Genomic DNA, 19,930 nt, shown 5'->3' with positions numbered 1-19,930 from the left:
AAGAGGAGAAAGAAAATGGGACTGCTTAGGGGTATGGCGCGAACGGCGGTTGTGGCCGGGACAGCAACCGCGGTCAGTGGCCGCGTCCAACGGCGGCAGGCTTCGAAGTTCGCCGAAAAGGACGCCCAGACCGCGGCTGCGGAGCAGCAGGCTTATGACCAGCAGATGGGCCAGCAACAGCAACCTTCGGACCAGCCACCGCAACCTGCCTACGAGCAACCGGCTCCACCCCCGACGACCGGAATTTCAAACGAGGCCATCGAGCAGCTCAAGGAGCTCGGGGCGCTCAAGGAGCAAGGGATCCTCACGGAACAGGAGTTCGCCGTCCAGAAGGCGAAGATTCTCGGCGCGTAACCTCTTCGGGTGGCAAGGCTGAAGCCCCACGGAGGCGATTGTTCCCGGGAGGCGGGTATGGGAGAGTTCACACATGCCCTCACCCCCAACTACCTCCGCCGAGGACGTCGTCGATCAACCACTCCTTGCCCAGTTCGAGACGTTCCTTGGCGAGCACCGCCGCGCGCTCAATCACTGCCTGGTCGGGCTGACAGAGGAGCAGGTCCGACGGTCGCTGGTGCCGTCCCGGACTACTCTGCTTGGTCTGGTGAAGCACGCGACCTTCGTTGAGAAGGTCTGGTTTGACGAAGCCCTCACATGCCGTTCCCGAGAAGAGATCGGCATCCCGGCGACGCCCGAGGAGTCGTTTATCCTCGATGCCGAGGACACTATTGCCACCGTCCAACGGGCCCACCGGGAGGCATGCGAGTCATCGCGCCTTGCGACGTCAGTTTTGGGGCGCGACGACGTGGTCCACGGCAACCGATCCGGACGCCGGGAGCGGCTCCCGGCTATCCTTCGCAGTCGACCTATCCTTCGCAGTCGAGGCAGTACACGTGTCCGTTTTTCTCCAGAGCAATCTGGGACCGGTGACGGACCAGGAAGCATGAGTAGCAGGTGAACTCATCGTCTGCCTGGGGGATGACCTGGACAATAAGCTCTTCGGCGATAAACTCACCGCCGGGGACACCTGCTCCGTCCAGGCCGTCGGTTTCATCCAGCTCGCGAACGACGCTCAGGGCGTCCGGAGCGTTGGCCGACTGCAGTGCTTCCAGGGAGTTGTCCTGGGTCTCCTTGACGTCGGAGCGGACTTCATCATAATCGGTTGCCACTTAGGTGATTCTCTTTTCTTTTCCGGCTTGTTCGAGCTGAAACGTACACCATGCCGGCTCTATTCCAGTGCCACGAAATTCATGTGCGGTCTCCGGACTCCTGCCAGCGTTTCCTCCGAAGCCATGGACCCAGCAGCCTGGTGGTCACGGGCAGAAAAACGTACGTCATCAGCGGGGTGAGGAGACAAGTGGCCAGCAGCACCTGGAGCGTCAAGGGCCATCCCTGGGTCAGCGGGTGCAGCAGGAAGTTGGCCAGCAGACTCAGCGGAAAGAAGGGCAAAAAGATGCTGACCATTTGCTTCCACCGGGGCGGCACTTCGGTCTCGGGGACGGTGAGGTGGGCATCTCCGGGCTGCGCGAACCAACCCTCAATGCCGGTTCGCCGTTCTATCTGCGTAACTTCCACGAGGTCTGCTGCGCTGTCGATCCACCAGCGTCGCTCGTCGGACTGCTCCCAGTCGTTCAGGAGATTGGCATTGGCAAAGCGGTAGAGCATGTGCCACTCATTCGAATCCCCGGACGTGCGGACCCAGCCGGAACCAAGGTAGCCGGGCCATTCGCGGGCGAGTTCCTGGCCTGCATGGGCCCAGGCGCTGGCCTGGCGCGTCCGGCCGGGTTGGACTGTGCGCACAACGGACACAGTAACGGGCTGGGCATGCAAATCGGAGAGGGTCACACCACAGATCCTACCGAGCGGGTTAGGGGTCCGGTCCGCGGTCCATGCATATCCATGAGTTCAGTAAGGGTACGCCTTTCTTGGAACGACCTTCCGGCCTAAGGTTGGGGTTGTAGGACTGTCGACAGGAGTGCAGCCATGATTACCCTGCAGATCGAACACCGTGTCCGGGACTTCGGCATGTGGAGGAGTGCGTTCGACAGTGACCCCCTAGACCGCTCCGCTTCGGGGGTGAGGTCCTACCGCATCTCCCGTCCGCTCGATCAGGAGGACTATGTGATGCTGGAGATGGACTTCGATACGCAGGAAGCGGCCGTAGATTTTCTCGCGCGGCTGCAGAACGACACGTGGAAGACGGGCGTCACGGCGCCTGCGCTGGTCGGAGAGCCCTCGACCAGAATCATTGAAACGGTCGCCATCGAGCAGGTGGCTGTTCGCTGATATGTAGACTCCCTCTTGACGGTAGCCACTGCCCGCCCGAAACTCGAAGAGTGACCAGGGACGACGAATTGAAAGCCATGGTGAAAGTCGTCGACCGGCTTGCCGAACGATTCCCTGCAGTGCCACGCTCGAGCATCGAGGACGCGGTCCGGGAGGAACACCACGCTTTGGACAGCGGCCGGGTGCGTGACTTCGTTCCGGTCCTTGTCGAACGCGCAGCTAAGGCGAGATTGTCCCGATGAGGACCGTCGTCGTCCATCGTGGGGCCTGGACTGAGCCGGCACGGCACGCGGACAGGCGAACCCTAGTACTGCGCTGGAGCTGATGAGGCGGTTCCACCCGGAGACGGGAGTCGCTGCAGCCACTCCATGGCCTCAGGGACGGAAGTGAAGTAGTGCTGGGGGCAACTCCGCTCGCGCTGGAGGGCCGCTGCGAGTACCCGATCCACCACGGTGAGCCCGACGAGTGCTACTGCCGCAACAAAGCGCGTCTCAAGAAGGATCCGGCGCGCCCCTGAGCTCATGCTCACGTGCGTAATCTCGACGAGGAGGGGTCGCAGCGTATTGCCGCTCAGGCGCTGCACCTCCACCACCACGGTCCGCGCATCATCGGCGTCGAGGATGGAGCCGGGCTTGCAGGCCAGACGGAGGACCCCGTGCGGGCCGTCGGCTAAGGTGGCCTTGCCCCCTGCCAGTTCGATGTGTTCCATACGCGCCCCCTCATGAGGCTAGCGCCTCATGTGAACCGCCAATCACCCGTCTCGTATCGTGGACAAATCTACGGAACCTCCGCACTTTGCGCGTCGGGGCGACAGGATGTCGTTGGCGGCGGCACCGGAGCCAAGGACCAGCTTACGGATCGGGATCATGGCTCCTTCGAGCCGTCATCGCGCCGGTCTGTGCGTGTCCTGGGCAGGAGGTGGCTGGGCGAACGAGTGGGCAGACCGCGAGCCAGCCACGACGCTGGCTGCGATGGTGACCAATGCTCCGAGGATCAACGCCGAGGGCTCACCCGGAAGAAGCACGCCCAGCTGGGTGCCGATGCTCACTGCCGCCACAGGAATGCCCAGCTGAGCGGCGCTGAGGACCCCCAGCGACAGCGGGAGTCCCAGAACCCGCAAAGCGGCGTGAACAAACACTGCCGCGACGCCGAGACAGAGTCCCAGCAGGATCATTTCGGGGTGAGTGGACAAGTCACGCATGCTCAATGAGGCGCCAAGCCAGACAAAGAACACCGGACCCAGAAATCCCTCGCTTAGCGCGAACAACTGGTGGGCCAGTCGCCGGGGCTCCCCGACAGCCGACACGACGAGTCCAAAGGAGAATCCCGCGAGCATGATTGAGACGTGGCTGAAAACTGCCAGTCCCGCGAGGGCAAAGAGAATCGTCAGCTGAATGCGCAGTTCCAGCGCGAACTTGCGGCTTTCTGAGATCCGGTGCAACCGGCCCCGAACACCGGACTTCTCCAGAGGCCGGAGAATAAAATACAGTGCTATCGAACAGGCCGCGACCGCCAGCGCGCCGAGCGCGGCGCGGCCCGCATTCTTCGGATCAACCGCCAGCGGAAGAGCGACGATGCAGGCCAGATCCGCCACGGCGACCTGGGCGGTCATCGCGAGAACTTCCACGCCACCCAAACGAAGGGATTCCACGATGGGCAGGACCAGCGCCGCCGAAGAGGAACCCAGCAGCACCACGTAAAGCGGTGCATGGGCGGTGGCGAATAGCGCCGCTATCAAGATTCCAACAGCGGCAGCCAGGAGTGCAGCAGCTCCCGCCCGGAGCGAACCCCGCCCCAGCGCGGAGCGGATATTCGCATCCCGGACGGGCACATGGGTTCCCGCGACGAACATCATGAGTGCAAAACCAATGTCCGCAAGCAGGGAGAAAGTCGGATCTGTCGGATCAACGAGGGCAAAGCCGCTGCTTCCGATCACGATCCCTGCGAGCAGCTCACCCAGCACCGCTGGGAGGCGCCACTGGATGGGCAGAGCCAGCACCGGTCCCGCCAAGGCCACGACGCCCACCAACGCCAGGGTCAAGAACGTCACGTCGGCCGCCATGCCCGCCGTGGAGCCGTAACCCGGGCCGCGGTCGTCGGAGCATATTCGTCGTCGATGGGGGAGACCCCAGAGACTCGGACGCGGCTTCGGGAGTTTGCCGGATGCCGGTCAGTCGCTGTCATCGTCGGGCAGACGACGGAAATCCCGGGAGAGGTACAAGGCCATCGCCGCCGCGTTGCTGCTGTCCACCCGGACGGTCACCGAGGTCCGTCCTGCTGCATGCAGGGCGTGGATGCAGCGGAGGAGCAGCTCTTCCGCCAGGCCTTGCCTGCGGTGATCGGGGTGGGTGAAGAGCTCCGCGATGATGGCCGCACCGGATGCTTCAGCGGCAACAGCCGAATCGGTGGTGATGATGGCTGCAGTGATGTTCCCGCCGGCGTCGACGCTGACCAGAGTGGCGTCGGGGACCGGACTTCCGTGGACACCTTGCAGGAGGGCGCCGATCCCGCCGGCTGCGCCTTCACCAGGGTCGTAGGCGCCGTCGGCATAGGCGCGACGGTACAGAACGGTGAGTTCGGGGAGGTCCAGGGCTTCTAGCGGCCGGACCTCGATGGTGGCAGCACGCCGGTCCTGGGGCCCAGTTGGTGCCGCAAGGGTGACCATTGCATTCATGACAGCTCCGCCTTCTCCGGTCCGGACACACTCCTGAACATAGTGTCCGGCATGCAGGGCCGCGCGCGGAAGACCCGAGGACCCGGGATGCGCCGGGCATGTCCGCGTTCACTGCGGCGCCAGCAGTTCGTCGGGTGCCGCCAGCACAACAAGCCCTTCATCCCACCCGAGCTGATTGGCGACTCGTTATGCTGTCCGTCACCGTGAACACTTCTCCTTTGCCGGGGGCCGCCGGGACGCACGTCCCCTGCTCCGCCAACACGGGGAATTCATATTGACACCAACTTCTGCGGAGAGGAGCCTGATAGCGGAACTCGAAAATTGTTCGGCGCGGCCCTGCAACGGGCACCCGCGCGGACCAGCCGAACCCTCATCCTCGGAGCCCTCCCCAGCGCCTCCGATGACCAGCTATCACCGCTCCCTCACAAGGAGGACAAGATGCCCGCAATAACTGTGAAGGCCCTGGAATCCAAGTCCTTCAACGAACCCGACGAAAAACGGCGGCCGCCCAAGACTGAAGTTGACGTGGTCACCCTCGGCGACACCACCCTGGGACGGCTCACGTTCGAGCCCGGCTGGCGTTGGTCCGAGACAGTCAAGACCGTGGTGCACACGGACAGCTGCCAGAACAACCATCTGGGGTTTTGCGCAGCCGGAACGTTGACAGTCGAAATGGACGATGGAACCCGCGTCACGCTTCACGCCGGCGACGCCTACGCAATTCCCGCCGGCCATGATGCTTGGGTCGAAAACGATGAGGCCTTCGTGGGCTACGAAATCCTGAGTGCGGCCACATTCGCCAAACCCGTCTAGCTACCGGACGCCAAGACAGCCGGCATCGGCCGGCTCGCTGCGCCGATGCCCAAGCGGCACCGGCGAAGCGCGTTGGGGATTTGTGCAGGCCATTGGCGCGGATCCATGGGGTGAAGGAAGCCGCCGGAGGACGTGACTTTTTCACGGTCTCTCTATGGGTGGCTCGCCGGGGCAACCTCCCGGTGTGGGACCTTTACACGCCTAGGTTCCCGGCCCCGGACAGTGCTGGCTGACATCCGGGGTGGCTTGCGCGAGGACGCCCCTTTAAGAAGACCAAAGGGGCCGACGACGGCTGGGGGGAGAGATGCCCCGGTCTCAGAGGGCTCTCAAGCGTCGCCGACCCCGTCTCGCGCCGGACCCGCAGGTCCGGCAAGAAAACGCGGCCACTTCAAATCGCGGCCACTTCAAATCTATGCCACTTCAAATCCATGCATGGTTACGCACAGGCGCTGCCACTACTACCATTGAACACCTTCCGGGCAGGATCGGGGAGAGCCATCTTCCGGGCGGCGGTGGCCCGGGGTGCTGCAGGCGTGGAACCGGAGTGGGAGGTGATCGCGCTTTTCGGCTTGGCCCAATTCGGGACCGACGGCGGGGAGTAGCCGGCGGTTCCTGATCCGGGACTCGCCGAAGTCGATTGAAAGGGGTCCTATCTCCCACGGTCCGCGGCCCCGCGTTTTCGGACGACCCACTGCAATGTGGGGTGTCCAATGGGGGTGCCGGTAGCCGAGGGCGGGCGAGCTAAGTATGAAGTCATCGATGTTGTCCACCAGCAGTGAATCGAGAAGTTCATGCAGCGACTGGAGCAGGGACACCTGGTAGTCACGCACTTGTTGGGGAGCCTCCACTTCGAGACCGCACACGCCTCCGCCGCCGAGTACCACCAACCTTTCGGCGCTTGCGGAGAAACCCTCCAGCACTGGCAGCGCCTCCAGCCAGGCAACTGTCCGCCGGGTGGTTTCATCGGGGCTAGTGATGCCGGTGGTCCAGGAGGCGATGTCCCGGGAGAAGTCTGCCAGGACACCGATGTGCAGCAGGGTCATGTGCAGCCCCTGCCGGTTACGCGGCGCGTCGACATGGCTGACCAATTCCTCAAAGTCCGCGGGCTCTGATCCGATCCTCAGTGCTGGCACTTCGACCGTGATGCGCGGAATCGTGTGCATTCGGACCCTCCTGCCCCCGCCGATCATCGCGGGACCTGGTTTGGGGCAGTTGGTGCCCCACGTCAATAACTACACCTTCTCCCCGATCTCGGACGAACGGATCAGCGGGGCCCCGGCGTGAACCTCGGTCATCGGCTGATCAGAGCTGAAGGGCGCTGTAGCCGGCAATGAACAGCCCGATTCCCAGGGATGCCCACGCCGCAATGGTGCGGCCGTTTCGCTGGAGCCAGGCCAAGAGTGCAGTCAGTTTCACTTCGGCGCGCTCGGGGGAGCGCAGCCAGATGGCAATCGGCACGACGACGGCTGACTGGGTGACGGCGGCGTAGGCAAAGACAAGGATGGTTCCGGAGAGCTGCGTCGGTTCCCGGACACTGATCAGGGCCCCGGCCGTCAATGCGAGCAAGAGCGCCTTCGGGCGCAGGTTCAGCCCCAGACCCAAGGCTACGAATTCCCAAGTCCGGGCTGATTGGAATTTCGCCCCAATTTTGCCAAGCATGGCGCTTTCCGTCTTGCCGCCGCGGCTGAAGAGGTAAATGGCGTAGCCCACGAGGAATGCGCCGATCACCAGGCCAAGCATCGCTAGCGTCACATCCTGATTCAGCTTCGGCCTGACCGGCATGGACTGCAGCCCGACGGCGGAGAGTCCGACGATCACGATCGATCCGGCAAGGCTGCCAAAGAGAAAGGGCAGGGCGCCGTGGCGAGGATTCGGGGACAGCAGAATCAGGATTGTGATGCTCAGGGGCACTGTGCTGATCGCCCCGGCGACGGCGACCAGCGCCAGGTTGGCGACGACGCTCAGCACGCGGCGGTCACTTCCCCCAGGCGGTACCCTGACAGCACGTCAGGCCTTCCGGGTGTTGCCGTGCGCCGGGGCATTCCGCCCCCGCTGTGCTCGGCGGGCGCGGATGGCGTCGTCTTCTAGTTTGAGGATGGGTTCGATGTCCTTCCGATCTCCCGTCAAGGGACGCCACCAGGCGCTAGACGGATCTGAATCCAGGAGGATCGTACGGACGAAGAGTGTCAGGGGGACGGCGAGGATAGCCCCCGTTGGTCCCAGGATGACAGCCCAGAAAAGTACAGACATGAAGGTCAGTGTCTCGCTAAGGGACACCGCGTTTCCGACGTACTTAGGTTGGATGATGGACTGGATGACGCCGTTAACCACGCCGTAGATGAGGATGATGGCCACGGCCGTGGGCCAGCCGCCGCTGAGGAATCCGAAGAACAGCGGCGGGACGATGGCAATGAAGTAGCCAATGTTCGGGATGAAGCTGCAAATGAATGAAAGCAATCCCCAGAGCAGGGCGCCCGGTACCTGCAAGATGACCAGGACTAGCCAGTTGAACAGCCCCTGGACTAGTCCGAGGACGGTGGTGGCGACCATGTACCGGCGAACTGCGTCACCGAAGCCGACGAAGGCGGTAACAAGCGCAGGCCGGTGCAACTTCAGGTAGGTCAGGAGTGCGGGCACGCGCGAGCCGTCCACCGCCATGAGGATGAGCATCGTCAGAATCACCACGATACTTGTCGCAATGCTGGTGATGCTTCCCAGAAGACCACCGAGGAACGCGATGATCCGGCCCGGAGTGAAGCCTTGCAGAAGCATTTGCGCCTGATCGGCGCCGAAACCGATCGATTCCAACCCCTGGGCGATGGAGGCACCAAACTGTGCTATCTGGGGGGCAAATTGCGGTAACAGCGCGGCAAACTGTGAGAGCGAGGCCACCAAGACAGCACCGAAGCCGATCAGCAGGCCGAAGGCGGCAACAACTGTGGTGCCAGTGGCTAATCCCCGGGGAATTCCGCGCCCTTGCATCCATTTCCGCAGAGGGTGAACGCAAAGAGTGAGCACGAACGAGAAGAAAACTGGCGTGAAGATTCCGCTGATGGCGCCGATCCCGAAAGCTGCGATGGTCGCCCCGGAGAGGGCAAGCAGGATAGTGACGGTGCGGGGAAGGACTGGGGGTGGATCTGATTCCGATGGTTCCGGCCCCATTGAGCCCTCCTTCGATCGCCCTAGGCACAGTGTAGACGCGCAGCGGCGCTCTTAGAAGGAGGATTGGGGCTGCCCCGTCGCTAGGACGAAGTCAGCACACTCCAGGGGCCAGGCGCTGACGCCACACGAGGGCCTTCGGCGAATCGGGGTTGGGCCGGCGAACCACTGCCTCAGCACTTGACGTCGCGCCTGAGGTCGGCCACCGAGGCCTGGACCTTCGCCGCTTCGCTTCGCAGGGAATCCACCGCCTGAGGAACAGTCGCCTGGGAGGATACGGCGTTAACGGCGGACACGAACTCCTTCTCGGCCGCCACAACGGCGGCCGCCCGCTCCTGGGCCAGCTTTTCGCTCTCCTTGATCAGAGCGTCGTAGGCCTTAACGGCCTCATCCCGGGCAGAGCGCACCTGCTCAATCGTGGCGCCAGGCTTAAGCGTGTCCTTGAAATTCGTCAGCGCGCTGGCGAAATCATTGGAAGCAGCGCATAGCTGCGCAACGTCCTCCGGCTGGCTTGACCCGGCACTGGGGCTCGGTATCGCACTGGTGCTCGGGTTGGACGCTGGGCCGGGGCTGCTGCAGCCCGCGACTACCCCCACGGCCGCTGCGAGCGCGACCAATCGCGCAAGGACTGGTTGTGGTTTCGACATCGGAGAACCCTTCTCCTGGACGGGCTGCCACCCGGCAATCGAGCGCCCGCTGGCAGCACAATTCTCCGTCCTGCCCCGGCGGTCCGCGTCACCCGCTGGGGGTGATCCGGGAGCGTGCGCCGGGACAGGCGAGACCTCGCGCCTGCACCCCCGGCCATCAGATCAAGCGTGATTCAAGATTTCCAAAGACCGTTCCCACGAGTGCGCGTCTGTGAGAGCATACGGCTTAGGGGCGCCGAAGGAATGGTGAGACTGATGGCAGTCAGGAAGCCTGGGTGCTTAGAAGTTCGCAACCCCTGGAGCGCCTTTGTCCCCGGTTATCTAGGCCTTAGTGAGGCCTTTGATGACGCCCTCGATCCGGATGCTGCGGGGTTTGACCGAATTCTGCACGGACCTTACCGGACGTCCTTTTGCTCATCATAGTGAAAGGCAATAATCATGAAATCCAGCAGCTCGGATGAAGGTAAAGGCAATGACTTTCTGGGACTTTTTCTGGCTAATGGTCTGGACTTATCTTTTTATCGCCTACCTGGTTATTCTCTTCCAGATCATCAAGGACATTTTTTCTGATTCGGAGCGCACCGGATGGAGCAAGGCCCTCTGGGTGATCCTGCTGGTCATCGTCCCGATCCTTGGTAGCTTGGCATACCTGATAGCCCACGGCCGGTCCATGGCACTTCGGCAGGCAGCCCGGTCCGATGTCGCAAAAGAAGACGTCGACGACTATGTCCGCCGGGCGGCAGGATCCAGCCCGGCGGAAGAGATCTCACGAGCCAAGACCCTCATGGACGATGGCACCATTACCGCCGGCGAATTCGCGGCCATCAAAGAGCGGGCCCTTCGCCAGTAACTGGGTCGCAGGAGGAGGGCGGGGCCGGACCATCCGCGAGGGATGATCCGCCGGGCGCCTCCACCGTGATCGAATTCTTTTCAACGGATCGAATTCTCTTCACAAGGAGGAGAAGGAGGAGGTTGCCATGTGTCGCTGGCTCGCGTATTCGGGTTCACCGGTGAATTTGGAGGAGCTGCTTTTCAAGCCCGCCAATTCGCTGGTTATGCAGAGCAAACACTCGCGGCTGGGAGTCGAAACCACCAATGGGGATGGCTTCGGTGTCGGCTGGTACGGAACCAGGGCCGAGCCCGGGTTGTTCAGCAGCACGGAGCCGGCCTGGAACGACCGTAACCTGCGGGAGCTCGCAGCTCACGCGTCCGCCGGCCGCGTCTTCGCGCACATCCGCGCCTCCACCGGCTCCGCAGTCCAACAGACGAACTGCCATCCCTTCCGGCACGGCCGCTGGCTGTGGATGCACAACGGCCTCATCAAGGACTTTCCGGCCGTCAAGCGCGACCTCGCTTTGGCCGTCGAACCCGCACTCTTTCCTCAGATCGAGGGATCAACGGACTCCGAATTGTTCTTCTTCCTCGCGCTCACCTTCGGCCTGGAACGGGATCCTCGCGCGGCGGTAGCAGCCGCGGTTGGCCTGGTTGAAGAGACCGGCCGGAGCCACGGCATCGAGAATCCGATCCAGATGACAGTAGCCACTACTGACGGCGACACCACGTGGACATTCCGCTACTCGAGCGAACGCCGTTCCCGATCGCTCTTCCACAGTGCCGACATGTCGACGCTCCGCGTCCAGTACCCGGACAATCCGGTCCTCCATGAGCTGTCCGACGATACACGGTTGGTGGTGTCGGAGCCGCTGGGGGATCTACAGGGAGCGTGGCAGGAAATACCGGAGTCAACGTGCGTTGTGGTTCACGAAGGCGATGCGGACTTCTTTCCGTTCCTGCCCGCCACAGCCTAGACCCAGCGCCTATTGTCCGGGGCCTGAAGTAATCCCAGGCGACTCCGGGGGACTGGCCGCGGCGGCCCCGGCCGCAGGGCCTTCGGCGATGGGGCCCGGGGCAACAGCCGGGCGGCACAGGATCTCGATAAGCACAACCGACAGCCCGGCAAGGACGGCTGTCCAGATGGCCACTGCGGCCGTCGGGTACTGCCACAAGACGAGCACCAGCACGGCAACGCCGACGACGGTGGTTTCTAGGATCCGCCGGTAGCGAGCCAGCCAGCGTTGCCACGGCTTAACCTGACCGGCGCCGACCTTGCCGGACAGGTAGTCTCCGGCCCCTGCAATACCCTGCCTCACAAACTCGGCGGGGCGCGAGTGGCCACCCAGGAAGGCGCCCACGGCGATCAGCAGCGCCACCACGAAGACAAGCCGGACGCTGGCCCGCAGGGGTGTCAGCAGGGTATCCACGAGGCTTGCAGCAGCTGCGGGGGAGACCGCGTCCTGCGGGATGGTGGCGAGGAAGATGTTCAGCCCTACGGCCAGGCCGAGCGCCAGCACAGCCATGGCGGCGGCTATGCCCAAACCCACGTAGCTCAACGTGCGCCGTTTCCAGCCCCGCGGTGCGAAAAGAATGGCACCGACGGCGCTGATTACCGTCAGCCAGCCCAGTATGGGGGCTGTCTGGTCCAGCGTCCTGATTGCCTGCGCTGCCCTGGCCAGTTCGGGCGTCTGCAACAGGGGGATCTGCCGGTCAATCTCCGGAATCCTGGCGGCGATGTCGACGCCTTGCTGAACCAGGGCACTCTTCACCCGGGAGATGATCTCTTTCGTGGAGATCGTCACGGTGCCGCCCTGGTCGATGCTGACGGCGCCGCCCGTGTTTCCTGTCGCAAGGTTGACGAGACCCTGGTGGCCCACGCGGTTGACCTGGATCCAAAGATCCTGAAATTGTTGGCTCGCCACGAATTTGGAAACGGCGGAATGGATCAGCGATCTGGTCTGTGCAGCAATGGCCGGCGCCAGTCCGGTGACCACGCCTGCCACTCGAGGCGCGACTTTTCCGAGTTCGGTCATCGCATCCCGCGTGATCGCTTCGATGTCCAGCGCTTCGGTGATCTGTGCGGTGACCTTGTCTGCGATTTCGGCCTGGATGGCAGGGTCGGAGGCCAATGGTGCGACGGTGGCCACGTAACGATCCGCGTCGAGTACCTCGCTGCGCAGGTACAGTGCCGGAACGGCAGCGAGGGCCAGGACGGCGGTAAGCACCACCAGGACAACGGCCACGATCCGTCGAGCCAGTCCACCTGGGGGACCCGAAGACTTCGGGCTTGCCTCTCTGGCCTCGTCCCGCTCGAGCTGCAGCCGTTGAACCTCGGCCCGCAACTGAAGTAGTTCCTGCTGCTCCGGGTTGCCGGGGGAGCCGGCCGGATCATGACTAGGCATGGGGACGCACCGTCCGCGTTTCGGCTTGCCGCACTGGCCAGAAGGTCCAGCCGGACGACGCCGGCACCGTCGCCGAACTTTCCGTCGCCTTGCTCTCCAGCGCTGGGAAAGGGACACGGCTACGAGGTAGCGACACGGGAACCAACTCCAAAGTAAGGACCGCGGTGAAAGGGTTTCAGGTACGGGCGGGTGGGCGCCTGTCGGGCAGTCATACCACTGTTTATTCTCCACACTCCACGACGGGTTCACCCCACCCCCAAAGGGTGATTGGCCGCGATGGGGAACGAGCCCGCATGCGCGCGGGCCACACAGGCGGTGGCGGGATATTGCCCGGCTACCCGCAGCCGGTGTTCGGCGTTGCCATTTTTCGCGGCTGGGTCTTGCTGGATTGTCCGCCCGCGCGGTTCCATCGCGCCGCGACCGTCCCCCTCGTGTGAGAAAGGCTGCCGCGGGCTGAGTTATCGGCCCAGACGTCTGCCCGCCGCGAAAAAGGTGACCTTTGCGACCAGCACAAGAGCACCCAGATCAGCGATCATCTGAACGGACACGATGGCCCGCGCGAGCTGATTCGTGGGTGTAATGTCTCCGAACCCCACAGTGGCGAACGTGGAAGTGGTGAAGTACAGCGAATCTATCTTGCCCAATGGTTCGCTGAACGTCGAACGGTCTGTAGCGGACATTGACGAGTACAGCAGCGCGAACAGGCACACAAACATCAGTATCGTTTCCACAAGCGCTTCGGCCGCCCGGACTTGGGGGACTTTTGCCGCGAGGATCATACGCAGTTGCAGGGCCAAGGCAATGAGAAAAACGAGGATGACAGCCCCAAGCCGGATCCACGCGCCGGCAGGGTTGTCAGCATTGAATCCATCGACCGGAATGAGGAAAAAGAGGGACAGGATAATTGCCAGGACAACCATCAAGCGTATTGCCGCGGCAACAATGACGCGGCGCCTGCCAATCTTGTCGAGTTGGCGGACCAAGACCGGCTCCTTGCGGCTGCCGCGGTTAATTGCCATGACTGATGATACTCCCGCGGGGAAAACCACCCCTGGGCGGGGGCTCGGGCCGGGCCGTCAGCGGACGGTGCATCGCAAAGTAGGCGCGCCCGTAAAGAGGACAGAAAGGGCACAATGGACCTATTCGTGCCGTCTCAAGTGGCCCTAGCCTTTTGCACATGGAAGACGCCGTAATCTCCGGATATGTGCCTGCTCCTCAATTCAAGATCCGGCCACCCCTGCGCGGCCCGGGAGCGCTGGAGCGTCCGCGTCTGGAACGCGACTTGGCAGCGGCCGTCGCTTCGCATCGGCTCACCCTTGTCGCCGCGCCTGCCGGCTACGGTAAGTCCACTTTCTTGGGCGACTGGGTCCGCAATTCGGACCTGAATTGCGCGTGGCTGTCCCTGGACAGGTTCGACACCGAACCTGAACGGCTCTTCCACGGGGTCCTCGGGGCGATTCAGTCCGCGGCCGGCAAACTCCCTCTTCCCGGCAACCACATCCTGTTGGCCCTCGACCAGAATCTTGCCCGCGACCGTGCGGTCTCCTACGATCTTCTGCTCGGAGCCCTCGAACACCTCACGGAGCCGGTTGCCCTGGTCATTGACGACGTCCATCTGGCCGGCGCAGGGCTAGCCCAGGGAATCGTCGGCGTGCTCGCCGCGTCGGCTCCGCCAGCTTTGCGGCTGGTCCTCTCCGGGCGTGGCCATCCTTCCATCCAGCTGGAGAGACTGCGTTACGGGGAAGGCATCGGTGAAGTCCAGGCGGCCGAGCTCGCCTTTACCCGGGGGGAAGTCGCCGAGCTTGCCTCTGCCCTTGGGCAGGACTCCGCGTTTGATGCTGGGTCCCTGTGGCAGATGACCTCCGGATGGCCCGTGGCCGTGCACGCCAGCCTGGTAGCCCTGGCACAGACGCAGAATTCCCGGGACCGGGCTGCGATCGCCCTGCCAACGCACGTATCTCTTGTCGATTACGTCGCAGAGGAAGTAGTCGACCAGCTGGAACCTTCGCTGGCAGACTTTGTGCTGCGCGCCACCACGTGCGACTGGATCAGCAGCCGGCTCGCCACCGAGCTGTATGGCCGGCCGGGTGGCGGTATGTGCCTCCAGGAATGCCTCCGCAATGGCTTTTTCATCGAGGGGCACGATGACCGCGGCGGTGAATCGATGTACCGCTGGCATACGCTCTTCGCGGTGCAGTGCCGCCGCATACTGGAGCGCCGGGACCCGCTTCTCGCTGAACGACTTCACCGCGTGGCGGCCCACTACTTTCGGGACGTCGACGTGTGCGAAAGCGTTGCTCAAGCTTTGAACGGGCGCTCGCCGGGGCTTGCGGCGGCATCGCTCGGACCGCATTGGCTCGAGTTCCTGCTCCGCAACGATGCCCGCACCCTCGAACAAGTGTGCCGCGACCTGCCGGCCCCGTGGGGCGAGGACCCGGAGATACTGATGATCAGGTCCGCCTGCCGGGCCGTCGCCGGGGCCGTTGCGGCGGCCTCTGAATTTTCGCGGGGTGCCTTGGCCGGCGCCTCTGCCCTGGATGCAGCGCGCCACGCGACGTCTGACCGTGTGGACCCTTCTGAAGCTCTGCCCCTGGGCGGCCCGGCTAATCCACGCGCCGTCGCCCACGACTTCCAGCGATTCGTCGAGATTTCAGCGGACGGCAATCCCACCCTCGACGCGACAGACCTGCTGCTCCTTGGTCCGGCTGAGGTTCGGTTGCACCGGGACGGGGTGCAAGCGATCGCCCCGCTCCCGGCGGCCGGCGCCACGGCTCATTCAAACCCGCGGACCGGGATCGGGGTGTCCGCCACAGCAGAACTCGCATTGGCGTTCGCGGCCGCCGGGGACCTGGTGAATGCAGCCAATCAAGGAGCCAACGCGTTGGAACGGGCCGAGAGGCTGGGCAGGAGCTCGCAGGAGCGGATGGCAGCGGCGTGGCTGGCACGCGGCATTGCGTGCTACTGGACGGACGATCTGAAAAACGCCCGCGCGCACCTTGCCAAGGCCTTGCGCTTAGGCGGCAAGCTGCTCCCGCTTGCGCCGCTCGGGATCCTTTACCAGGTTCTGGCCGATTGTGCCACCGGCGATCCATCCCACCTTTCCGCCTCCAGCGCGGTGCTTGCTTCCGAACATGAGCGGGGGATCTATCGAGTGTCGTGGACCGACTTTCATACCATCACGGCAGCCAAAGTCACCGAAGCAAGCGGCGATGTGGACGGTGCCTTGACGATCGTTCGGCCTCTGGGTGCGGGCGGGCACGCTCCGCTGGTGGACACCCTCCTGGCAGAGCTGCTCCGCAGGGGAGGAGAGATAACGGCGGCCCGGCGCTGCGCCGAGTCCATGACAAAACGCCGGCGCAATGCATATATCGACACCAGCTTGAGCCTGACCGAGGCACTCCTGGCCCACGGGAGCGGAGACTCAGCTACGGCGCACGAGCGGATTGAACACGCCGCTTACCGGGCCGAACCCCAGTCCGTGGTGCGCCCTTTCACCGAGCGTGCAGACGAACTCGCCGACCTTCTCAGTCAGCATGCTGTGTGGGGCACAACTCATGAATCCTTCATCGCCGCGCGGCTTGCACGCCACGCGGCAGATCACGCCATCGGGACGGATTCACAGTGGAGCCTCACAGGGCGCGAACGCGAAGTCCTTGCCTACATGCGCTCCATCATGACCGCAGCTGAAATAGGAGCGGCCCTGTTCATTTCCGTGAACACGGTGAAGACCCACGAACGGTCAATTTACCGAAAACTCGGGGCAGCCAGCCGGCGCGATGCGCTCAAGATGGCGGCCGAACGCGGGATCGTATGACTGGCCCATCGTGGCAAAGCCACCCCGTCCACGCGGAAAGGAGAGCCCGAGTGTCGAGACCGCACCTGACGATGGATCGATAAATCTTCGGGATATTCCCAGTTTTGCAAGCCCCCATGTGCCTCAGGCAGGGGAGACCTGCATCCAGCCTCATGCCCGACGCAGGCTGCGCTCACGTACAACGCTGCATTAATTGAAAGCAGGGATCCAGAATGAATTTCTGGGATAGTTTTTGGACTATTTTCTTGTGGTTCTTCTTCGTTTATGTATTTTTCGCCTTCCTCTATGCCTTGTTCATTGTCATTGGCGACGTTTTTCGCGACGACACGCTGAACGGCTGGCTTAAGGCCGTCTGGATCGTCCTCCTGGCATTCCTTCCCTTCTTGACCCTGGTGGTCTACTTGATTGCCCGCGGCAAGGGCATGACCCAGCGGTCCAGGGAACGGGCGCGCCAAGACCAGGAATCCACCGAGGCCTACATCCGCAGCGCCGCAGCATCCGGGCCGGCCGCATCATCCAGCCCGAGCGAGGAGATCGCCAAAGCCAAGGCTCTCCTGGATTCCGGAACCATCAGTGCCGCAGAGTTTGAAACGCTCAAGAGCAAGGTGATGGTCTGACCTGCCAGTCCGGCCGTGGGACTTACGGCCTCTTCGCCAGGAGCAGGCGCAGTCCCCGGTAAAGGATGCCTGCAGCGAACATGACCATCCCCGCGATCACGGAACCCACGGGCAGCGTGGCAACCAGGGCCACGCAGGACATTGCGCCCGCCACCTGCAGTGCCTTCGGGTAGCGTCGGTGTTCGGAGTTCTGGGTGTACGCGGAGAGGTTGGCGACCAGGTAGTAGACCAGCACGCCGAAGGATGAGAACCCGATGGCGCCCCGAAGGTCGGCGACGCCGATGATCAGGCAGATGGCAGCCGCCAGCACCAGCTCCGCCCGGTGCGGGACTTTGAAGCGCGGGTGCACGGCGGCCAGCCAGCGCGGCAGGTCCGCCTCCCGCGCCATTGCCAGGCTGGTCCGGCCCAGTCCCGCGATCAGCGCCAGCAGCGCACCGAGGGAAGCGAGCGCGGCGCCGACGCCCACAATGGGGGCGGCCCAGCCCCAGGATCCGGCGGACACGGCGGCGGCAAGCGGGGTGGGCGTGCCCGCGATGCCATCCGGACCGAGCACGGAGAGGATGCTCACCGCGATCACGGCATAGACGACGGCGGCGATGGCGAGGGCGATCACGATTGCCCGGGGGATCGTCGTGCGCGGATTGATGACTTCTTCGCCCATCGTGGCGATGCGGGCGTAGCCCGCGAAGGCGAAGAACAGCAGCCCGGCGGACTGCAGGATCCCGTACCAGCCGTGCGCAAGCAGGCCGCCGTCGGCCACGCGAAGGGGGTCGGCAGTACCGGGGATCCAACAGGCGGCCACGACGACGGCGAGGGAAGCCAGGACGGCGACAACAATGATCCGGGTCAGGGCAGCTGTGCGGGTCACTCCCCGGTAATTGACGGCCGCCAGCAGGACGACGGCGCCGATCGCGACCGGACGCTCCCAGCCAGCAGGAGCAGCGTAGGCGGCAAAGGTCAGTGCCATGGCCGCGCTGCTGGCAGTCTTTCCGATCACAAAACCCCAGCCCGCCAGGAAGCCGGGCCACGGACCCAGCCGCTCGCGCCCATAGACGTAGGTGCCGCCCGACGTCGGGTACTGAGCGGCGAGCTGGGCCGAGGCCGTGGCGTTGCAGTAGGCCACCACCGCGGCAACAAGAAGTCCGATCAACAATCCGGACCCGGCGGCCTGGGCCGCGGGGGTGAAGGCGGCGAACACTCCCGCGCCGATCATTGACCCGACGCCAATGGCCACGGCGTCGAACGTGTTCAGTCGGCGGGCCAGGACGGGATGGTGGCTCAACGCTGAAGACCCTTCACAAGAAAACGAGAGCCCTGGCGCCTGCCGGGGCAATTCCATACTGTCACGAGCCTAACGGGACTCAGTCCTGAATCCTGTCCTTCCACTTCGTAGCCAGGTTTCTCTTTGCGCGGTACAGTGCGGTAACGGACTGCCGCGGCCCGTCTGGGGACAGGGACGTGTGCAGGCCGGTTCCGGGCTCAGCCGGAACGGCAAACAGAGGAACCGCCAATGCCGACCGAGTCATCCAACGTGCCATCACCCAACGAGATACAACCGCCGAACGCCCCGGCCGCCGGCAACCAGCCCGGGACAACTCCGGGGATACGCCGGCAGGCCGCTGAGATTATCGACGCAGTATTGTCACAGACTGCACCGGAGAACGCGCCAGTGCGCGATCAGCTCCGCGAACACCATGCAGCCAACCCGGGACGCCCGGAAGTGGCGCTGGCAGAGCATATTGCTTCACTCAGAGTCCTCGCCGCCGGCCAGAGTGGCCCGGGCGACGCGTTGCCCCCTACCGCGGGTGCCTCACGAATTGAGTCGGTCCTTGCGCATCGGACCCTCCTGACGGCCTTCCAGCCGATCTTCGATCTCGCCACGGACGCCGTCGTGGGTGTCGAAGCACTCACCCGCTTCGTGAGCAACGGGAGCGACAGTGCGGACCACTGGTTCGCCGAAGCGAGCAGCGCACAGCTGGGAAGTGACTTGGAGTTCGCGGCGCTGGAGTCCGCCCTCATCGCCGCGCAGCGCCTGCCCGGGCACCTGTACGTGGCCCTGAAACTCTCCCCGGCAACCTGCCTTGATCCGCTCCTGCCGGGGCTGCTCCGGGAATCGGTTCTACATCCGGGCCGCACAGTCCTTCAACTCACCGAGACCCTGACCGACGAGGAGCCCGCTGCCCTGGCGTCAGCGCTGGCACCGCTTCGGGCGCTGGGAGTCCGGCTGGCGATTGACCATGTGGGCTCCTACTTTGCCTCGATCCGTCACGTCAGGCTGCTCGAACCGGAGATCATCAAGCTTGACCGGGATCTCATCGCGGGAATCGATACGGACCCGCTGCGCCACTCGTTCGGTGAGGCCATGACCATAATTGCCAGGCAGTTCGGCGCGTCGGTCACTGCAGAGGGAATCGAAACCAGCGATCAACTCGCTGCCGTCACCGGGCTCGGAATAACGGCCGGGCAGGGATATTTCCTGGGCCGGCCTTCCGCCCTGCCCCGGGACTGGGAAAGCTGGAACAGTCCCGCGCCGGACGTCGGGCTGCTGACCGATCCTGACGCGGCGCGGCGGGCGTGGTTGTGACCCTTGCCTTGACCGGCGCCGGTCCCCCGTTGCCCGAGGTAACGGATTGGTGACGGATCGGGGCTGACCCATCCGGGACGGCTGTGCTGTCGAAGTACTCCTG

General features: G+C 63.9%; 21 protein-coding genes and 1 pseudogene. 10 read left to right on the top strand and 12 right to left on the bottom strand.

The window, feature by feature from the left end; genetic code table 11:
- Window positions 1-15 precede the first annotated feature (15 nt).
- Both BJG92_RS14285 and BJG92_RS14280 read left to right on the top strand, forming a co-directional pair.
- Window positions 16-354 carry an SHOCT domain-containing protein gene (locus BJG92_RS14285; RefSeq protein WP_232084663.1) on the top strand — a complete coding sequence of 113 codons (339 nt, stop codon included), beginning with the start codon at window positions 16-18 and terminating at the stop codon, window positions 352-354.
- A gap of 73 nt (window positions 355-427) precedes the next feature.
- Window positions 428-826: pseudogene (locus BJG92_RS14280) on the top strand (DUF664 domain-containing protein); the annotation flags it as partial.
- A 37-nt stretch (window positions 827-863) separates the two neighbouring features.
- On the opposite strand, the gene BJG92_RS14275 reads toward BJG92_RS14280, so the two are convergent.
- Together BJG92_RS14275 and BJG92_RS14270 are read right to left on the bottom strand one after the other, a co-directional pair.
- Window positions 864-1,166: a DUF4193 domain-containing protein gene (locus BJG92_RS14275; RefSeq protein WP_232084662.1), complete on the bottom strand. Its 303-nt coding sequence runs from the start codon at window positions 1,164-1,166 to the stop codon at window positions 864-866.
- 79 nt (window positions 1,167-1,245) lie between these two features.
- Entirely contained in the window at window positions 1,246-1,797 is a 552-nt protein-coding gene (locus BJG92_RS14270; protein WP_232084661.1) for an antibiotic biosynthesis monooxygenase, read from the bottom strand.
- A 183-nt stretch (window positions 1,798-1,980) separates the two neighbouring features.
- Between BJG92_RS14270 and BJG92_RS14265 the strand changes: the two genes are divergently transcribed.
- Together BJG92_RS14265 and BJG92_RS18630 are read left to right on the top strand one after the other, a co-directional pair.
- A complete protein-coding gene (locus BJG92_RS14265) occupies window positions 1,981-2,283 on the top strand; it encodes a hypothetical protein (RefSeq protein WP_232084660.1) in 303 nt (100 codons plus the stop codon).
- Window positions 2,284-2,360: 77 nt separating this feature from the next.
- On the top strand, window positions 2,361-2,525 hold the full coding sequence (locus BJG92_RS18630; RefSeq protein ID WP_374199806.1) for a three-helix bundle dimerization domain-containing protein: 165 nt from the start codon (window positions 2,361-2,363) through the stop codon (window positions 2,523-2,525).
- 62 nt (window positions 2,526-2,587) lie between these two features.
- On the opposite strand, the gene BJG92_RS14260 is transcribed toward BJG92_RS18630, so the two are convergent.
- The 3 genes from BJG92_RS14260 to BJG92_RS14250 form a co-directional block, all read right to left on the bottom strand.
- Window positions 2,588-2,992, bottom strand: coding sequence for an STAS/SEC14 domain-containing protein (locus tag BJG92_RS14260; RefSeq protein WP_232084659.1), 405 nt, complete (start codon window positions 2,990-2,992; stop codon window positions 2,588-2,590).
- A 174-nt stretch (window positions 2,993-3,166) separates the two neighbouring features.
- Window positions 3,167-4,333: a cation:proton antiporter gene (locus BJG92_RS14255; protein WP_232084658.1), complete on the bottom strand. Its 1,167-nt coding sequence runs from the start codon at window positions 4,331-4,333 to the stop codon at window positions 3,167-3,169.
- Between the two features lie 120 nt (window positions 4,334-4,453).
- On the bottom strand, window positions 4,454-4,957 hold the full coding sequence (locus tag BJG92_RS14250; protein WP_232084657.1) for a GNAT family N-acetyltransferase: 504 nt from the start codon (window positions 4,955-4,957) through the stop codon (window positions 4,454-4,456).
- 438 nt (window positions 4,958-5,395) lie between these two features.
- Here BJG92_RS14250 and BJG92_RS14245 point away from each other — a divergent pair, with 438 nt between their 5' ends.
- Window positions 5,396-5,770 (top strand): cupin domain-containing protein, encoded by a 375-nt coding sequence (locus BJG92_RS14245; protein ID WP_232084656.1) that lies wholly within the window; start codon window positions 5,396-5,398, stop codon window positions 5,768-5,770.
- A gap of 458 nt (window positions 5,771-6,228) precedes the next feature.
- On the opposite strand, the gene BJG92_RS14240 is transcribed toward BJG92_RS14245, so the two are convergent.
- From BJG92_RS14240 to BJG92_RS14225, 4 genes are all read right to left on the bottom strand, one after another.
- Entirely contained in the window at window positions 6,229-6,933 is a 705-nt protein-coding gene (locus BJG92_RS14240) for a hypothetical protein (RefSeq protein ID WP_232084655.1), read from the bottom strand.
- Window positions 6,934-7,072: 139 nt separating this feature from the next.
- The gene (locus BJG92_RS14235) at window positions 7,073-7,738 is read right to left on the bottom strand and encodes a GAP family protein (RefSeq protein WP_232084654.1); all 666 of its coding nucleotides are present in this window, start codon (window positions 7,736-7,738) and stop codon (window positions 7,073-7,075) included.
- Window positions 7,739-7,777: 39 nt separating this feature from the next.
- On the bottom strand, window positions 7,778-8,932 hold the full coding sequence (locus BJG92_RS14230; RefSeq protein WP_232084653.1) for an AI-2E family transporter: 1,155 nt from the start codon (window positions 8,930-8,932) through the stop codon (window positions 7,778-7,780).
- Between the two features lie 170 nt (window positions 8,933-9,102).
- A complete protein-coding gene (locus tag BJG92_RS14225; RefSeq protein WP_232084652.1) occupies window positions 9,103-9,576 on the bottom strand; it encodes a hypothetical protein in 474 nt (157 codons plus the stop codon).
- Window positions 9,577-10,048: 472 nt separating this feature from the next.
- On the opposite strand from BJG92_RS14225, the gene BJG92_RS14220 reads away from it, so the two are divergent.
- Together BJG92_RS14220 and BJG92_RS14215 are read left to right on the top strand one after the other, a co-directional pair.
- Window positions 10,049-10,426, top strand: a complete 378-nt coding sequence (locus BJG92_RS14220; RefSeq protein ID WP_232084651.1) for a PLDc N-terminal domain-containing protein — start codon at window positions 10,049-10,051, stop codon at window positions 10,424-10,426.
- A 127-nt stretch (window positions 10,427-10,553) separates the two neighbouring features.
- Window positions 10,554-11,384, top strand: a complete 831-nt coding sequence (locus BJG92_RS14215; protein WP_232084650.1) for a class II glutamine amidotransferase — start codon at window positions 10,554-10,556, stop codon at window positions 11,382-11,384.
- 9 nt (window positions 11,385-11,393) lie between these two features.
- On the opposite strand, the gene BJG92_RS14210 is transcribed toward BJG92_RS14215, so the two are convergent.
- Together BJG92_RS14210 and BJG92_RS14205 are read right to left on the bottom strand one after the other, a co-directional pair.
- On the bottom strand, window positions 11,394-12,812 hold the full coding sequence (locus tag BJG92_RS14210; protein ID WP_232084649.1) for a hypothetical protein: 1,419 nt from the start codon (window positions 12,810-12,812) through the stop codon (window positions 11,394-11,396).
- Window positions 12,813-13,270: 458 nt separating this feature from the next.
- A complete protein-coding gene (locus tag BJG92_RS14205) occupies window positions 13,271-13,831 on the bottom strand; it encodes a potassium channel family protein (RefSeq protein WP_232084648.1) in 561 nt (186 codons plus the stop codon).
- A gap of 158 nt (window positions 13,832-13,989) precedes the next feature.
- On the opposite strand from BJG92_RS14205, the gene BJG92_RS14200 reads away from it, so the two are divergent.
- Together BJG92_RS14200 and BJG92_RS14195 are read left to right on the top strand one after the other, a co-directional pair.
- Complete coding sequence (locus BJG92_RS14200) at window positions 13,990-16,626, top strand: LuxR C-terminal-related transcriptional regulator (RefSeq protein ID WP_232084647.1); 2,637 nt, start codon at window positions 13,990-13,992, stop codon at window positions 16,624-16,626.
- A 212-nt stretch (window positions 16,627-16,838) separates the two neighbouring features.
- Window positions 16,839-17,243 (top strand): SHOCT domain-containing protein, encoded by a 405-nt coding sequence (locus tag BJG92_RS14195; RefSeq protein WP_232084646.1) that lies wholly within the window; start codon window positions 16,839-16,841, stop codon window positions 17,241-17,243.
- A gap of 22 nt (window positions 17,244-17,265) precedes the next feature.
- On the opposite strand, the gene BJG92_RS14190 is transcribed toward BJG92_RS14195, so the two are convergent.
- Window positions 17,266-18,525: an APC family permease gene (locus tag BJG92_RS14190; protein WP_232084645.1), complete on the bottom strand. Its 1,260-nt coding sequence runs from the start codon at window positions 18,523-18,525 to the stop codon at window positions 17,266-17,268.
- A 228-nt stretch (window positions 18,526-18,753) separates the two neighbouring features.
- Between BJG92_RS14190 and BJG92_RS14185 the strand changes: the two genes are divergently transcribed.
- Complete coding sequence (locus BJG92_RS14185) at window positions 18,754-19,827, top strand: EAL domain-containing protein (RefSeq protein ID WP_232084644.1); 1,074 nt, start codon at window positions 18,754-18,756, stop codon at window positions 19,825-19,827.
- The last annotated feature ends 103 nt before the right edge of the window (window positions 19,828-19,930 follow it).

The organism is Arthrobacter sp. SO5, assembly GCF_020532805.1.
In the GTDB taxonomy this organism is placed as follows: domain Bacteria; phylum Actinomycetota; class Actinomycetes; order Actinomycetales; family Micrococcaceae; genus Arthrobacter.
This window is presented reverse-complemented; position numbering and strand designations above follow the sequence as displayed.

Bases quoted from the DNA above. Each gene is read 5' to 3' on its own strand.
- BJG92_RS14285 (WP_232084663.1), top strand. From the start codon at position 16: ATGGGACTGCTTAGGGGTATGGCGCGAACGGCGGTTGTGGCCGGGACA.
- BJG92_RS14265 (WP_232084660.1), top strand. From the start codon at position 1,981: ATGATTACCCTGCAGATCGAACACCGTGTCCGGGACTTCGGCATGTGG.
- BJG92_RS18630 (WP_374199806.1), top strand. From the start codon at position 2,361: ATGGTGAAAGTCGTCGACCGGCTTGCCGAACGATTCCCTGCAGTGCCA.
- BJG92_RS14260 (WP_232084659.1), bottom strand. From the start codon at position 2,992: ATGGAACACATCGAACTGGCAGGGGGCAAGGCCACCTTAGCCGACGGC.
- BJG92_RS14250 (WP_232084657.1), bottom strand. From the start codon at position 4,957: ATGAATGCAATGGTCACCCTTGCGGCACCAACTGGGCCCCAGGACCGG.
- BJG92_RS14245 (WP_232084656.1), top strand. From the start codon at position 5,396: ATGCCCGCAATAACTGTGAAGGCCCTGGAATCCAAGTCCTTCAACGAA.
- BJG92_RS14240 (WP_232084655.1), bottom strand. From the start codon at position 6,933: ATGCACACGATTCCGCGCATCACGGTCGAAGTGCCAGCACTGAGGATC.
- BJG92_RS14230 (WP_232084653.1), bottom strand. From the start codon at position 8,932: ATGGGGCCGGAACCATCGGAATCAGATCCACCCCCAGTCCTTCCCCGC.
- BJG92_RS14225 (WP_232084652.1), bottom strand. From the start codon at position 9,576: ATGTCGAAACCACAACCAGTCCTTGCGCGATTGGTCGCGCTCGCAGCG.
- BJG92_RS14220 (WP_232084651.1), top strand. From the start codon at position 10,049: ATGACTTTCTGGGACTTTTTCTGGCTAATGGTCTGGACTTATCTTTTT.
- BJG92_RS14215 (WP_232084650.1), top strand. From the start codon at position 10,554: ATGTGTCGCTGGCTCGCGTATTCGGGTTCACCGGTGAATTTGGAGGAG.
- BJG92_RS14210 (WP_232084649.1), bottom strand. From the start codon at position 12,812: ATGCCTAGTCATGATCCGGCCGGCTCCCCCGGCAACCCGGAGCAGCAG.
- BJG92_RS14205 (WP_232084648.1), bottom strand. From the start codon at position 13,831: ATGGCAATTAACCGCGGCAGCCGCAAGGAGCCGGTCTTGGTCCGCCAA.
- BJG92_RS14200 (WP_232084647.1), top strand. From the start codon at position 13,990: ATGGAAGACGCCGTAATCTCCGGATATGTGCCTGCTCCTCAATTCAAG.
- BJG92_RS14195 (WP_232084646.1), top strand. From the start codon at position 16,839: ATGAATTTCTGGGATAGTTTTTGGACTATTTTCTTGTGGTTCTTCTTC.
- BJG92_RS14185 (WP_232084644.1), top strand. From the start codon at position 18,754: ATGCCGACCGAGTCATCCAACGTGCCATCACCCAACGAGATACAACCG.